The organism is Chitinophaga sp., from assembly GCF_039596155.1.
Taxonomy (GTDB): domain Bacteria; phylum Bacteroidota; class Bacteroidia; order Chitinophagales; family Chitinophagaceae; genus Chitinophaga.
Genome location: NZ_JBCNKF010000013.1, coordinates 83,502 through 99,275, shown reverse-complemented (window position 1 = coordinate 99,275; position 15,774 = coordinate 83,502). Strand labels below are relative to the sequence as shown.

The 15,774-nt window shown below is 46.6% G+C and carries 8 protein-coding genes; all 8 read right to left on the bottom strand.

Annotated features, from left to right (window positions below; all coding sequences use genetic code 11):
• Positions 1-19: 19 nt before the first annotated feature.
• Genes ABDW33_RS14505 through ABDW33_RS14470 form a run of 8 tightly spaced genes read right to left on the bottom strand, consistent with a single transcriptional unit; the run spans position 20 to position 15,770 of the window.
• Positions 20-1,210: a sugar MFS transporter gene (locus tag ABDW33_RS14505; protein WP_343690789.1), complete on the bottom strand. Its 1,191-nt coding sequence runs from the start codon at positions 1,208-1,210 to the stop codon at positions 20-22.
• 2 nt (positions 1,211-1,212) lie between these two features.
• Positions 1,213-4,491, bottom strand: coding sequence for a GH92 family glycosyl hydrolase (locus ABDW33_RS14500; protein WP_343690788.1), 3,279 nt, complete (start codon positions 4,489-4,491; stop codon positions 1,213-1,215).
• Entirely contained in the window at positions 4,491-5,618 is a 1,128-nt protein-coding gene (locus ABDW33_RS14495) for a DUF4185 domain-containing protein (RefSeq protein ID WP_343690787.1), read from the bottom strand. Before ABDW33_RS14495 ends, ABDW33_RS14500 begins: the two co-directional genes overlap by 1 nt.
• Positions 5,619-5,620: 2 nt before the next feature.
• Positions 5,621-6,724, bottom strand: coding sequence for a prolipoprotein diacylglyceryl transferase family protein (locus ABDW33_RS14490; RefSeq protein ID WP_343690786.1), 1,104 nt, complete (start codon positions 6,722-6,724; stop codon positions 5,621-5,623).
• Positions 6,725-6,728: 4 nt separating this feature from the next.
• Positions 6,729-9,869, bottom strand: coding sequence for a TonB-dependent receptor (locus ABDW33_RS14485; protein WP_343690785.1), 3,141 nt, complete (start codon positions 9,867-9,869; stop codon positions 6,729-6,731).
• A gap of 35 nt (positions 9,870-9,904) precedes the next feature.
• Positions 9,905-11,659, bottom strand: coding sequence for a RagB/SusD family nutrient uptake outer membrane protein (locus tag ABDW33_RS14480; protein ID WP_343690784.1), 1,755 nt, complete (start codon positions 11,657-11,659; stop codon positions 9,905-9,907).
• Positions 11,660-11,673: 14 nt separating this feature from the next.
• Positions 11,674-14,751: a SusC/RagA family TonB-linked outer membrane protein gene (locus ABDW33_RS14475; RefSeq protein ID WP_343690783.1), complete on the bottom strand. Its 3,078-nt coding sequence runs from the start codon at positions 14,749-14,751 to the stop codon at positions 11,674-11,676.
• A gap of 2 nt (positions 14,752-14,753) precedes the next feature.
• A complete protein-coding gene (locus ABDW33_RS14470) occupies positions 14,754-15,770 on the bottom strand; it encodes a DUF4961 domain-containing protein (RefSeq protein WP_343690782.1) in 1,017 nt (338 codons plus the stop codon).
• Between the last annotated feature and the right edge of the window lie 4 nt (positions 15,771-15,774).

The window sequence follows — 15,774 nt, the reverse complement described above, 5'->3', positions numbered from 1 at the left end:
ATTTTTCCAAACTTTCACATTACCCTTTCGCCAGCCGTGGATAATTATAGCCGAATAATAAGATAATGATATAACAAATGACAGGCAGATAGTAGGCCGCGGCTACATTATGATTGGCAATCAATCCCATCAAAGGAGGAAAGATCCCCCCGCCTACCACGCCCATCACAATGAACGATGAAGCCTGCTGCGTGTGCTTTCCCAGGTTCTTCAACCCCAGGCTGAAGATGGTAGGGAACATTATACTGAAAAAGAAATTGATCATTAACAGGGCTATAAACGATATCCAGTTCCACTGCTGCGCAACGATTACACACATCAGGATATTCATTCCTGCAAACAAAGCCAGTAACTTATAAGGCGGGATCACTCTCATCAAACCAGTCCCTGCAAAGCGACCTACCATCAGCAGGAGCATACTCAGAGAAAAAAAATAACCTGCTTTCTCATCACTCAATCCCATCACATCATGACCATAGTTGATAAAATAAGCCCAGGTACCTCCCTGTGCTGCCGTATTAAAAAACTGTGCTACCGCCGCAAACACAAAATGCTTTTGTCTGACCAGTGGCTTCGCCTCCCCTGGTTCTTCATGGGTAGCATACTGCACACGAGGCAGGCGAATAAATAAGAACACTATGCCCAACAGAGCTATCACCCCTCCTATTGCCATATACAGATCCCGCACCGCCAGTAAATCGTTGGATGCCTTCAGTATTACATAACTACCCAGGGCAGGGCCTATCACCCCTCCCAGCCCATTGAATGACTGGGCGAAATTAATTCGCTGATCGCTGGTGCGCTGATCTCCCAATGCTGCGATCAACGGATGTGCCACCGTCTCCAGTGTAGCCAGACCACAAGCCAGCACGAATAATGCTAACCTGAAATAATTAAAAGAAACCGCTTCTGCCGCCGGAATAAATAAAAATGCCCCTAATGCGTACAACAATAAACCCAGTAAAATTCCCCGCTTGTAACCAAACCGCTTCATGAAAATACCCGCTGGTATACCCATCACCGCATAAGCGCCAAAAAGGGATAACTGTACCAACCCGGATCGTGACTTTGAAATATGCAGCACATGCTGAAAATGCCGGTTTAATACATCCCCTAGCGTGAGTGCTACTCCCCAGCAGAAAAACAGGGAGGTCACAAATAAAAAAACAGTCAGGTATTTTCTTTCCGTGAAATTTGGTTTACCGCGCATTATTATTCCTTTTTACCGGCGACTGCCACAGCTACTCTCGAATCTGCACAGCCGTAATAAAGGAACCATTTATTCCTGAATAACACAAGTCCTTCTATAAAAACTGTACCCGCCGGGTATTGTCCACTCTTTTCAAAAGCCTCCTGCGGCACAAGGAAAGGCTGATCCAACCGGTCCAGCAGTTGCCCGGGATCATGCAGGTCAAACAATGCCTGTCCTGCAGCATAAGTGTTCGCTGTATACCGCTTGTCGCCACGGGTCGCATTGTTCTTGCCATTGTACAGCAGCACTATACCCCGAGGGGTCTTTACTGCCGGAGGGCCACATTCTGTCAGGTCACTATCAAAATATCCCCTTCTTGGAGACATCAGCTCTTTCAGTTTGCCATCCTGCGTCGTCAGCGGTGTCCATTCATAGAGGTTATCAGAAGTGGCGGCGTATACATGGTGCTCGCCCCAATACATCCAATACTTACCATTTATTTTAGAAATGACAAGCTGTCCGTTATCTACTTCTGTGAGAATAGATGCTGATTTGGAAGCAATATCCCGGAATGCCCCTTTAAATATGGGGCCTTTCTTCTCCCAGTGGACCAGGTCCCTGGATAACGCAGCTCCCAGGCGGGGCACCTTGTTATTCCATTCTGTATATAATACCAGGTAGGTACCATCCGCGGTCACTGCGACACGGGGATCTTCACAGCCACCTTTCCATTCAAACTCCTTCGCATTGTCATTGTCAGGAAATAAGACCGGCTGCCTGGACCTGTTTGTAATAGTCACCCCATCCTCGCTGGTTGCCAGACCTATGCGTGATGTACGCATCCCGATGCCCACACCGGAGCGATCTTCCGCGCGATACAGGATACAGATCTTCCCATCTTTCATTACAGCCGCAGGATTGAAAGTATCATTCGACTCCCAGCCCACCAGCTGCCCCGTCATAGGGTCCCGGAAAGAGGTTGTTGAATCAGGGCTTATCAGGGGATTTACGCCCGCAGGACGGGTAAATGGGCCCAATACCCAATCCTTTGCAGAAGAGACGGAAAAGGGCTTGTCTGCCACATGAATGCCCCGTTTCAAATCAGGTTGAGGCCCCATTACTAAATGCAGGACACCCCCGTTCATAATTGCCGCATGTGCGATATAGTTATGCCCGTAAGGTATTCCATTCAATGTCGCTGACTGGATGTATACATTCTCCTTACTGTTATTCTCCGCCTCTACTATAAACTGGCGCCCGTTTTCCAGCGTAATGGTCATCTTAGGAAACAGGGGACTACCTATTACATATTGATCAGTACCGGGGCATACACTATAAAAACCTGCTGCACTCAGCACATACCAGGATGACATCTGGCCCTGATCTTCATCGCCCGGATACCCATTCTCAGTAGCATTATACATGTTCTGCATGATCTGCCTTACATGCCACTGGGACTTCCAGGGCTGGCCGGCATAATTATACAGGTATACCAGGTGTTGAATCGGTTCATTTCCCTGCGCATACTGGCCCATTTTGAATGCCGCCATTTCTGTCATTTCATGGATCACCTGTCCATAACCGCCCACTTTGATCGTGCCCGGTATGCTGAATACGGAGTCAATTTTATTCGTAAACTGCTGGTCTCCCCCCATTAAATTGATCAATCCCTGCACATCATGGAATACTGACCATGTCCAGTGCCACGCATTCCCTTCTGTATAAGGTCCACCCCAATCCAAAGGATCAAAGGGGGTCATCCACTGACCTTCTTCATCTCTTGCCCGCATAAAGCCTGTAACAGGGTCATACAGGTTTTTGTAATTATACATCTGCCGGCTAAATACGTTTTCATAGAACGGTTGATTGGTCATCTTCGCTAACTGGTACCCGCAAAAATCATCGTAAGCAAACTCCAGTGTCCACGAAGTGGCGCCTAAGTTTTTTTCTGAATAAGGGCAATAACCTAATTCATAATATGCTTTAAAACCCGGTCTGCCGTTGGCACTCCCCCAGGGTCCTTTGTTTGTTGCCTCGTGTAAGTAAGCCTTCAAGGCACGTTGTGGATCGAAGGTGCGAATACCTTTTGCCCAGGCATCTGCCAGTAATGAGATAGCATGGTTGCCTAACATTCCCCCGGTCTCTCCCGGGAATGACCAGGCGGGGAACCAGCCGCACTGCTCCTGTGCATCCAGCAATGCCTGTGCATAACGCCCCTCCATGGTGGGATGCATGATCGTATTCAAAGGAAACTGACCTCTGAAGGTATCCCAGAAACCATTGTCGGTATACATGTATCCCTGGTGCACTTTGCCATCATAGGGGCTGAAGTAATAAGGATTCCCCTCCTTATCATATTCAAAGAACTGATGCGGGAAGAGGTTGGCGCGATATAAACAGGAATAAAAGGTGGCTTTTTGCGCTTCTGTACCTCCTTCTACCTTCATCCTTGAGAGCAGGGTATTCCAAACCTTATCTGCAGCCGCATGGGTAGCATCAAATGACCCGGTCACTTCCCGCTGCAACGTGAGCGAAGCCTGTTCAGGACTGATATAGGAAGATGCAACTTTTGCCGTTACCAGCTTCGCATTGCCAAAGTCAATGTATGCCCCCACGCCTTCACCTTCTGCTGCCGGAACATTTGCCTGCACCGTGTTATTCTTATTTTCCCATGTGCCATAAGACCTGAATGGCTTATCAAAAATGATCTCGAAATAATTACGGAAGTGCTGTGGGGCCCACCTCACATTATTGACATAGCCGGTGATCTTACGATTTGCTACGTCGATCTTTACGCCACTCATTTTTGTATACCCATCCAATACGATGATGGCTTTCTTAGAAGGAAAGGTAAACCGGAAATGCGCCCCCCGCTCTGTCGGTGAAAGCTCGGTCTTAATACCATTATCAAAAGTTACCTTATAGTAGCCGGGTTGTGCTATTTCATTTTCATGTTTAAAGACAGCGGCACGCTCATCTTCATTTACCACCAGTTTGTCTGCCTCGGGAAAAAGAGAGAATACTGCATAATCATTCACCCAGGAGCTACACTGGTGAGATTGCTGAAATCCTCTGATGGAGTGTACAAAATACTGGTATTTCCAGCCATCACCATTCTTCCCCGTCTGCGGCGTCCAGGTATGCATGCCCAAAGGCAGAGCGGTAGCCGGATAGGTATTCCCATAAGAAAATTCGTACTTACTATTGGTTCCCTGCCTTGTATTTACATAACTGACCTGGCTCCTGCCCGGCAGGATAGCACCAGTACAAAAGAACAAGGCGAATAATAATTGCTTCATCAATGAGTTAGTTTAAGTCTGAGAAACCGTGGACGATATAAATGTGGATGTTTTTGTAAATCGTTAAAAAACTCAACGGAGTTAACATTATAACTGATCAGTAATTCACCGGGAGCAGAAATACCCGGATGGGCTTTGGCATTGTACATTACATAGGTCTTTTCTTCTGCGTCCTTACTACAATCCCAGAGCCTGATCACAGGTCCGAAAGGGCCGACAGGTGTTGTACCCACCCGCATGCCGATACTCGTACCCAATCCTCCTTCCTGGAAAATGAGGGCATATGTACCATCTGGCAACGGGGATACACTCAATTCATTCGATACCTTGTCTGTCACATCTGCCACTTTATTCATCTCTTTAACCCACGCCGTTCCATCATAAAAACGCCACTGCTCAAAATGATCGAATTCCGCGGGTTTCACCCTGGCTACCACCAGGCCCTTACCCATGCCATGCACCCCGTAGATGTACACATAGCCATCGGGTGCCGGGGCGCCTGCCTTCCTGGTGTTTACGTAAATACCGGCACCGAATGAACCGATCTGACCATCTGTGTCTGTAAAAAAGAAAGGAGTATCCTTTTGTTCGTATCTCGTAAATGGAGGTGCGGTTCCCCTGCTGATCTTTATTAAGGTATTGCCCACCTCCCTGAAACCGAAGGCTTCCTGCGATACATTGTGAATACGATAACCAAATATATACAGTGCGTTGTCCTGTTCCTGGTTCACAAAACCATCACCCAGCCAGTAGTAATCATTTTGCGCTGTAAGCGGTGTGGATGGTTCGAATACAGAAACAGCCTCATGCGACTCATTCTCCGGCCAGTAGAACTTCATCTCTTTCCCATTCCAGATAGCCACACTATTGTGGATCATGCGGGAACCCGGTTGCAATGAGTCATTCTCAATGGTGCCAATCATAGAGTCGCTGAAGATGAAGAGCAGACTATCTGATCGGCGATTCTCCACGCCGTTGAACGGAATGGAATAAATACCATCGCCACCAAACCAGCCATTATTCCTGATGAAACGCGCGGACCATTCAGGAGCCTCTTCTACCTTGTATTGTGCCTGTAAATTGAAATGCAGTAACAGACCTGAGAGCATCAACAGCCATCTCTTCATAACTATGGAATTTCTTTTGCAGGTGAAAAATAAGCCCTACCCGTTAACCAAACAAATCCGGCAACCCCTCCGGCCATAAAAAGTAAGGCGATCATCTGCGCCTGGCTCAGCTGGAAGAGCGTATATTTGGGCGTTATTCTTATTATTTCGATGTAATAACGTTCAATGCCGTTTAAGAGTAAAAATAAAAAAAACATCGATCCCGGTGCACGAAGCCGTTTTCTAAAAAGCCACATTACCCCAAATAACAAAATACACAACACCGCTTCATATAAAGGTGTTGGATAAACACCTACAGGCAGTTCGTAATACCCATGTTTAAATATACCCGCATTGATGGCATTGTGGGGGTAAGTATCTACCCATGCCCATTGGGGTATCCAATCGGGTTTTATATGCCTGTTTACAATGCCCCAGTCTCCATCACCTGACAACTGACAACCTATCCGCCCGATTCCATACGCCAGCATCATACCCGGTGAGCCGATATCCGCCATATGGATCAGCTTAATTTTGTGCCGGTATCCGATATAGAGATAGGTCAATGCCCCGAATATCAAACCGCCGTAATAGGTAAAGCCACTACGTGCAAATAGTACAGTAACCGGATCATACATCAGCTCCTGGAAATGCTCCACAGCATCAAACAATTTAGCGCCCAGGAAGCCCCATACCGCCACCATAAATACGATATATGGCATCAGCTGGTATGGATGAATAACGGTGGCTGTCATCTCCTGTTTGGAGACATACGCCCATATTCCCCATACCAGCGCCAAAAGACAACCTGCTATCCAGTTGCCACGCAAAGAAAAAAGTAAGGACACCGGATCATGACCCTGAAAAAGCGCCCATACAATTGCAACAACCTTGTACCCTATCAAAAATCCTATACACGCATTCACTATTACTTCCACCGGTTTACCGGCATTTTTCACCTGTATCCCCACGATCGTGCCATCCTTCTCCCGCCTTTTAAACTCTGACACAAATACCACGTAGGCCCCGGCAAAAGCCAGGGCCATACATGTACCGAATGTCTGAAGATTGAACTTCACCTGAACGTGGAACAGGTAGCTGATAAGATCTCCGATAGTAGGAAACATATGCTTATAGACTTAATTGTAAACCCAGGTTCACTACGCGCTGATTAATATACGCATCTCCTGCCGTATTTGTACTGATCTCGGGATCCTGCTGATACTTCCGGTAGTTATCCCAGGTAAACAGGTTGTAAGCACTGACATATACCCGCGCACTGTTCAGTTTGAAAGGCAGCATTTTCGTAGGGAACTGATAGCCCAGATCCACTGTTTTCAGACGGATGTAATGAGCATTCACTAACCAGTAATCAGATGGATAATAGGTAGGACTATTTACAGATGATTTATTTGTCGTAAGTCTTGGATACTTAGCGCTACCCGCCGTCTCCAGTGTCCAGGCCTCCAGATGCACCGGCTGGAACTGACCAATAAACGGTTCTATACCAGTACCGGTAATGATAAAGCTGTAGTTGAACGAGCCCTGCAACAACACACTTACACTAAACCCTTTGTAAGACGCCTGCAGGTTCAGACCGAGGTTGGTATTCGGTAAATTCGGATGACCGATCGCACGCTGGTCAAATACATTGATAAAACCATCTCCGTTCAGGTCCTGGTATTTCAGATCACCTGCATGTAGTGGTAACCCATTATCCGGTATTGCCACATGCTTATTACCTGCATTGCTGCCACCGTTAGACGCCATATAAGTGTTTACATTATCAATATCCTCCTGTGTATAATAACCTAATGAATGATAACCGAATGGCTGGTTCAAAGGTTTGCCGGTATGTGCTAACCATGGATAGGCCGGAGATGCCTCACTCTGGTAGAGGATCTTATTCTTTGCATAAGAGAATACAAAACTGGTACCCCACTGTACATTACCGATACTACTATGATAACCGATCTGACCGTCAAAACCCTGGTTCTGCGTACGGCCTACATTTACAGCTGGGAGTCCCACCCCAATAATATCCGGTACGTTGTTAGGTACAATCAGCTGATCATAACGGATATTCCTGAAGACCTCGATAGTAGCAGAGAGCCGGTTATTCTTCAGCATATTGATATCGAGAGCCAGGTTGGTTTCTCTTTGTTTCTCCCAAACCACATTGCTGTTCGCCAGGTTACCTTCGTAGAACATGGTATAATTGGAAGGTGATTCGCCAAACGGATAACTCGCCTGGTTCTGTATATAATTCTGTGCATAGATATATCGGTTATTAGGCGCCACATCAGAGCCTACTATACCATATGAGCCACGGATCTTGAACAATCCAAATACAGGAAATGCTTCCTTAAAAAATTTCTCGCCTGACAAATTATAGCCCAGGCCAATCGCCGGGAATAACCCAAACCGGTGGCTGGCTGCAAACCTGTCTGTTCCGTTGTAAGCGGCTTTCAGATCCACCAGGTATTTCCCGTCGTATTCATAATTTGCGGACGCAGATACCCCCTGAAACTTTGCGGGAACACCCACTGATGCCGGATCCAGAAAATCATATGCATCGAAGGTCTGTGATTGCTGGTTCAGTAATAACAAGCCTGTCACATGGTGCTTCTGACTAAAAGTGCGGTCATAGTTAGAGAAGAACTGTAAATTGACATTGGTCGTGTAAATATTGGTATTGCCTGAATAATAGATATTAGGGAACACATACGTACCTGCCGGATTCAGGGTATAAGACTTATCGGTAGGATTGTAATGATAAGATGGAATAGGACCAAAATTGCCTGTACCTCTTGTATACTGCTCCTGGCTGCTATACGCAATACGCGCACTGACAGACAGACCATCAGTAATTTTATTCAGCTGCTGGGTTGCATTGAATACGATATTATAATCCGTGCGCTTTGCATTCTGATAGCCACCCGTAGCCAGTCTGGCATTCAGGGTTGGCAAATGCGCTGTATTGAAACGGGAATATGCATAAGCATAAGAACCATCAGGATTCAGGAACGGTGCTGTAAAGGGTGTCAGCCTGCTGAAGTCAAATACTTCAGACAGTGCACTGTTCGCAGAAAGGTTCGGAGAATTTGTCGTAGAGAAACGGGTAGTTACGTCCAGTCGCATGGTCAACGTCTTATTGGCTCTTAAGTCCAGGTTAGACCTGAAGTTATATCGCTTAAAGTTGTAGTTCGTGTTCACCGTTCCGCGCGGGTCAGGGAAACTGCGCACCAGGCCATTCTGGTTCATCGCACCGCCTGAAATGAAGTACTTTACGGTTTCATTTCCACCAGAGATATCGAGATTCGTATTTTGCTGAAAACTGAATTGCCTGAAGATGGCATCATACCAGTTTACATCCGGGTGCCCGTATGGATCGGAGTGATCTTTAAACTGCTCGAGGTCCTGCTGCGTGAACTCGGCTGTGAGACCATCATTGGCATCTGCCTGGTTAATGAGGCGTGCGGATTCATAAGCGTTCAGGAATTTAGGAATCTTGGTAGGGGTCTGGGTGCCGCCTTCTACCCTTACATTGATCTGCGGTTTGCCCAACTTACCACGGCGTGTGGAGACTACCAATACCCCATTCGCTCCCTTGATACCATAGATGGCGGTTGTACTGGCATCCTTCAGTACGGAGATAGAAGCAATCTCGTTCACGTTAATCTGTTGTAGCTGGTCGTAGGTATACTCCACATCATCTACAATGATCAGCGGTTTATTACCGGCAGGGTTCAGCGAACTCACCCCACGAATATAAAAATCAGAAGCATCTTTACCCGGCTGTCCGGAAGATTGTTGTGAAAAGAAACCGGGTAACCTGCCAGACAGTGCATTCTGCACATTTGCAGTAGGTACATTCCTGATCTCGGCAGCATTGATGGTACTCACAGAACCGGTAGTGGTGATACGGGTCGTTTTACCATATCCTACTACGACTACCTCATCCAACGCCTGATTATCTGATGCCAGGGAAACATCGATCCCATCAGCCTTACCTGCCACATTCAACTCCCGGGTCACATACCCCAGGTAGCGAAATACAAGCACGTTAGACGAGCCTTTTAACGTGAGTTTGAATCTACCTCCCGCATCAGTGATCACCCCATTTGTGGGCACACCCTTTTCTGCCACTGTCACCCCCGGCAGTGGGCCCTGTATATCCCGCACTGCGCCGGATACTACCCGTTGCTGCGCCAGCAAAGCCCCGGGGAGTAAATTTATTATTATACAAATCAGCAGTATTATTTTCCGCATATCTGATTGTTTGTAAATTTTAAGAATTGAGTCGCTTACCATCCCGGATTTTGTTTCATAGCCGGGTTCTTTGCCACTTCATTGTAAGGAATAGGATACAGGTACTGCTTGTCCTTAAACACCGTGGTCAGTATCGTTTGCGTATTATAAGTATAGGACACGCCATTCTTTACGATAGAGATCCCCGTACGTGGCTGATTCATGACAGTACCCGCTACTTTCCAGCGGCGAACATCAAAATAACGATGCTCTTCGAAGGCAAACTCTATTCTCCATTCATTCTGTATCACAGCCCTCATTTCTGCCTGCGTCATATTCGGTTTAAGACCATAGCTGCCATCATCTCCGGCTGCAATTCCTGCCCTTGCCCTGATGGCGTATAATTGCTGATAGACGTCTGACTGCGGTGCGGATTCCACTTCATTCCGGGCTTCCGCATAACCTAACAGGATCTCTGCATACCGCATCACAATCCAGTCTGAAGAGTGGTTACTATAAGTACTGGCGCCTTCAAAATCACCCATGAATTTGCGCATGTAATACCCGCTCTCCGTTTGCTGTAAAGAAGAATTAGGTCTGCTCTTACCTCCGTCGTAGGTATCGACAGTACTGCTTAACCAGACCGCACCATTGTAAAAGATGGTCGCGTCGAACCGTGGATCACGTTTTACAGGATTCAGCAAACTGTAAGGATCGCCAGCAAGGTAACCGGATGCAGGATCTGTAATCGGCAATCCGTTCTGCATAGGGAATGCATTGACGAGTTCCTGTGTAGGACTGGTGTTGCCTGTACCACCGGCCTGAAAACCAATAGGACCATTTCTTGTTTCAATCCCGGTAGAGTTATTGCCCGGGCGGATAAATATTCTCTCTGCGTTATTCTGATCCAGGAAGATGTGTTTAAAAGAAGGTAACAGGGAATAAACACCCAGGTTCATCACATCCTGTGCTGCCTGGGCCGCCAGCGTCCAGCGGTTCACGTCGTAATTCGTATATCCTGTCAGCGCGTTACCATTCTCCACATTACCACCATTGAACAGCGGACTGGCTGCCAGTAACAATGTTCTCGCTTTCAATGCCAATGCAGCCCCTTTTGTCGCCCGGTAGTTATCTGCATCGGCAGCAGGTGCAGCAATCAGACTATCTTTGATGGCATCACACTCACTCACGATATAGGTAATGCAATCTGCAAAGGTGTTCCGTGGAATATCCAGATTATCTTCAATGTTATATACCTTGTCGCCTAACAGTGGAACACCACCATATCGTCTTACCAGCTCGAAGTAAAAATAAGCCCGGAGAAAACGCGCCTCACTTCTCCATACCTGTGCAGTAGTAGTACCATTAGATAAACCACCTTTTACAGGTACTACGCCAATCCCATTAATGAAGATATTCGCATTTCGGATCCCTGCCCAAAACGCATCGGGTACACCGGAACTGGTGGGCGCCTGCGAGAGATTCGTCCCTTCCCAGAAATTCTCTGCTCCCGGAAAATTGAAGGAGGTGACTGCGTTCGTGGCCAGCAGGGTCACCGGAATATTGCTCCCCGTCTGTGAAGACACCGCATCATCAGCCGCTGCATCGAGGTAATCTCCCCCCACACGATTATGTCCGTTCTTTACAATGGCATATATGCCATACAGGTAAGATTGTGCATTCACGCCTGCAGAATCCAGCGGATCGAAGACATAATTGCCCGTCACTTTATCTACCGGAAACTGCTCGTACTTTTTACAGCTACCTACAATCGCCGCTATCAGCAGTATACTATGTATATATTTTTTCATGGCTCAATCTCTTTTTATAACTTAATACTTACCCCTGTGCTTACGACCCTTTGAATAGGATAGCTGTATGGTTGTACCTCCGGGTCCATGCCTTTAAATCCTGCAATGGTGAAGAGGTTCTCTCCATCTACGAAGATCTTCAGCCCGGAAATACGGATCCTCTTCAATAAACTATAGGGCAGTGAATAGCCGATCTCTGCATTCTTAAGCCGCACATAGTTGCCATTTTTCAGGTAGAAAGTCGAGAACATTGTATTGTTAGTAGTAGAGGATACTGCCAGTCTTGACAACGTTGCTTCACCGGCGGTTTCGGGAGTCCAGCGACCAGTGGCATTTTCATACACCTGACCATTGATGGTGTTATAATCCATACCAAAGTGAGTAGCCGCATTGTTCAAAGAGCTGATCTGCCGGTTGCCGACACCCTGTATCAGGAAACTAACATTGAATCCTTTGTAATTACCGCCCAGTGTGATCCCGAAGAACGCCAATGGCTTAGTCCCCCCAATGGTAGACTGATCAAAGGCATCAATCACTCCATCTCCATTCAGGTCTTTATATTTGATATCACCCGGTTGTGGGTTATACCCAGCGATGTGTGCACTGCTGGCTGCATCTTCCGCAGTCTGGTACAGTCCCAGTGAGGTATAACCATAGTAGGTGCCAGATACCGGTAACCCTGTTCTCCTGTTCCAGGCATAAGGGGTAGCCAGTTCATCATTGAAGAGGATTTTGGAATAAGCGAGGTTACCATTGGTCGTAACGAAGTAATTAAAATTGCCGAGGTGATTATTGTAGGTGAGTGTTACTTCAAAACCATGATACTGATTTTTTCCAATGTTCTCCAGTGGATATCCTGTACCGAGCAAAGCGATTGAATTACCCCGATAACCGAGGATATCCAAATACACATCATGATAGTAGTCTGCCGCGAGCTGCAAATGATTCCGGAAGAAAGAAATGTCGGTACCTACATCAAACTTGTTCGCTTTTTCCCAGGTGATGTAAGGATTAGCGAGAGTACCTTCATATTGGTAATACACAGTTGTATAACCTGTACCTACCTGGTAGTTCTTCCCGTTGTTATTGGAAGAATAAGTTTGAGAATAAGCATAGTATAGGGATGAGTTCAGATCTATATTGGCGTTCCCCGTCCTGGCATAAGTGGCCCGCCATTTCCAGCTGCTGATCCACGGCAGGTTATCTTTAATGAAATCTTCATTCGCCATCTCCCATCCCAGGCCAGCACCGTAAAACAGTCCCCAGCGCTTACCATCAGGATACCGGTTGTTACTACTACCGATCAGGGTAGCATTCACAAAGTATTTCTTCCTGTAGTCATACCCTATTCTACCGCCAGCATTCGTTGTAGTGGAAGCCAGGTCGTAGTTCGCTACGATTGACTTACGATCGTACATCAACTGTGCGTCTATATCGCTTTTTTCAAAGCTCCGGTTGTAGTTCAGACTTCCCTGCGCATACGACTGGCGGGAGGTAAATACGGTATGGAAAGAGTTATTCTGTGACGTAGTAGTCCCATAAATCACATAGGCACTATCTATATAACCATAAGAGGGATTCTGTAAACTTCTATCCAACGCTGTAATTGACTGGTAGGCCAGATTGCCTTTAATTTTAAAAGTCAACCCCTTCAGCACACTATTCAGGTCATAATTCAGATCTAAATTAGCCAGGATGTCGTTGGTATTGTTTTGTGTATATCCAGAAAACTGTGCTCTGGACAGCAGGTTGTTACTGTAAGGTCCCCCATTACCACCAATGTTGTTCCCGCCAAAAGTACCGTTACGGTTGTACATCGGATAGGCATTATTAGGCGTGGAGAACAAGGCATTCAACACGCTATTGTAATCATTACCCGGCTCACGGGTATTTTGTACACGTCCGAACAATTGCAGATCAACGTTGAGGTGCTGGTTGACCTGCACACCGATATCGGAATTAATCACATAGCGCTTCAGACTATTGTTGGTACTATAAGGCACAGCGGGACTTGTTTTGAAAATTCCCTCCTGATCAAAATAGCTGAGAGATACAGAATAACGTGCTACATTGCTTCCTCCGTTCACATTCAACTTATAGTTGGAAATCGGTGTATAGTCCTTTAAGATTGTCTTGAACCAGTTAATATCCGGATGACCATACGGATCAGTATGATGCTTATAAGCATTGAAATCATCAGCGCTGTATAAAGCAGGTTTGCCATCATTCATCAACGTTTCATTCAGCAGGTAAGCATATTGATAAGCAGGCAGGGGTTTGGGTAACCCCAAGGACTGCTGCATACCTGTTTGTGCCGTGAAGGTAATATGCGGACGGCCCATCTCTCCCCTTCTCGTGGTCACCAGCATCACCGGACGGGAGCTATTATTACCTAATAACAAAGTAGACAAACCATCTTTCAGGATAGAAATGGATTCAATAGATTCCGGATCAATGGAAGAAATTTCCCTTTGAACACCATCGATCACAGTAACCGGTGCCTGTCCACGGACACTCAGGCCGATTTCAGCGTTATCAGTAGAGCGGTTGTTATTGGAAGAGGCGTTGACAAGTGTTTGTCCAATCACGGCAGAAGAAGAGATATCGCTGATATTAAAAGAAGTAAAACCGCTATTCTGTTTGGTATACACACCTGAAAGCTGGCCAGGGAAAGCATACACATATAAAGATGCGGGCGTTGTGGTGAGCTGTTTGGTATAGATCGTAGACACAGCTCCCAATACTTTCGCCCGGTCTACTCTTTCATACAGCATATCTACCTGCCGGGGAGATTGTAAGAAAGCGTCAGTCAACTGCACAGTCATTGCCGGCGTAGCATTCAGCTCCCGGGTATAGTAGTCTTTATATGAAAACACCAGCACTGTACCAGGAGGCGTATCTATGTTAAATTCACCATTTGCATCAGTAAATATGGTTTGCTTTGTATCTTTTACCATGACCTTTACACCGGTCATAGGCTCACTGAATTCGTTAACGACGGTGCCATGAATGCCCTGCTTTTTTGCATCCTGGGCAAAGATCTTTTGCTGCGTAATGGCAAACAGGCAGATCAGGCAAAGTATGTAGCGCATAATCATCCACATTTAAATTTGTAAGTGAAAGGAGCAGTGGTGTTACCATATCCCACCTGTTTGGTGCCGGTCTTATCGGTGATGAAATAAGTCATGTTGGTAACAGTCTGACTATCGCTCACGCCGAAGAATGCCCGTGGCCAGAGCGTGATTTCATAGCGGCCACCCCCTACAGGTTTCATCAGGGTCCTGGTCGTCTGTTCACAGATTTTGATAGTTTGCCCGTCGTTGGTAGTACCTGTCGCGCAGAGGTATACTTCATCACTACCGGAAAGGACCGTCTCAGTTACATTTGCGTCGAATGAGATAGTGACCAGGTCATTGTCGAGCGATTTAGGCGGAGAGATGGTGGTAAGCTGTGGGTTACAGAAGTCTACCAGGTCGCCACTACCACCAGTTACGGTAAAGCAATCGCCGATGTACTGGTTATAATATTCGGCAGTAGGGCCATACCCTTCGTCGAAATAGGTATCGGAGGTAAAACCGTTGGACGTATTGGCCACAACATAAGCCAGTTTCACCACAGTAGGATTATCATCAGCACCCACCTTGAGGTTGATGAAAATAGAGCCCGTGATCTTGTCGCCATTGGCATAGGTAAATGGATTATCACTTTGCATCACCACCCATTCCATATCGTCGATGAGATTACCGGCAATACCGAACGTAGCTCTCATGTAATCAGGCCAGTTCTTGCCATCTCCGTGAGCAGCAAGGGTGGTGAGTGGCACCATCGTGAAGGCACCATCTCCCTTGCTGCTCTTGTAGGTAGCGGTCATATTCTGTGTACCTTTCCAGCCTTTAGGCATCAGTACACCGAGAATGAGACGGTCGCTTCCCCCGGAGTTGCAGGATTCATCAATATCCAGTTGAATAGGAACAACATCACCTACCTTGGCGGACGCAGGGATGGTAACTTTAGAGATCTTTATATGACAGAAGCTGAAGACGATGCCAATAAGGAGTAATGCAGACAGCATCCAGATCTTACGCCCTTTGATATTTAAATGTGGAAGCATAAAA

Bases quoted from the DNA above. Each gene is read 5' to 3' on its own strand.
- ABDW33_RS14505 (WP_343690789.1), bottom strand. From the start codon at position 1,210: ATGCGCGGTAAACCAAATTTCACGGAAAGAAAATACCTGACTGTTTTT.
- ABDW33_RS14500 (WP_343690788.1), bottom strand. From the start codon at position 4,491: ATGAAGCAATTATTATTCGCCTTGTTCTTTTGTACTGGTGCTATCCTG.
- ABDW33_RS14495 (WP_343690787.1), bottom strand. From the start codon at position 5,618: ATGAAGAGATGGCTGTTGATGCTCTCAGGTCTGTTACTGCATTTCAAT.
- ABDW33_RS14490 (WP_343690786.1), bottom strand. From the start codon at position 6,724: ATGTTTCCTACTATCGGAGATCTTATCAGCTACCTGTTCCACGTTCAG.
- ABDW33_RS14485 (WP_343690785.1), bottom strand. From the start codon at position 9,869: ATGCGGAAAATAATACTGCTGATTTGTATAATAATAAATTTACTCCCC.
- ABDW33_RS14480 (WP_343690784.1), bottom strand. From the start codon at position 11,659: ATGAAAAAATATATACATAGTATACTGCTGATAGCGGCGATTGTAGGT.
- ABDW33_RS14475 (WP_343690783.1), bottom strand. From the start codon at position 14,751: ATGCGCTACATACTTTGCCTGATCTGCCTGTTTGCCATTACGCAGCAA.
- ABDW33_RS14470 (WP_343690782.1), bottom strand. From the start codon at position 15,770: ATGCTTCCACATTTAAATATCAAAGGGCGTAAGATCTGGATGCTGTCT.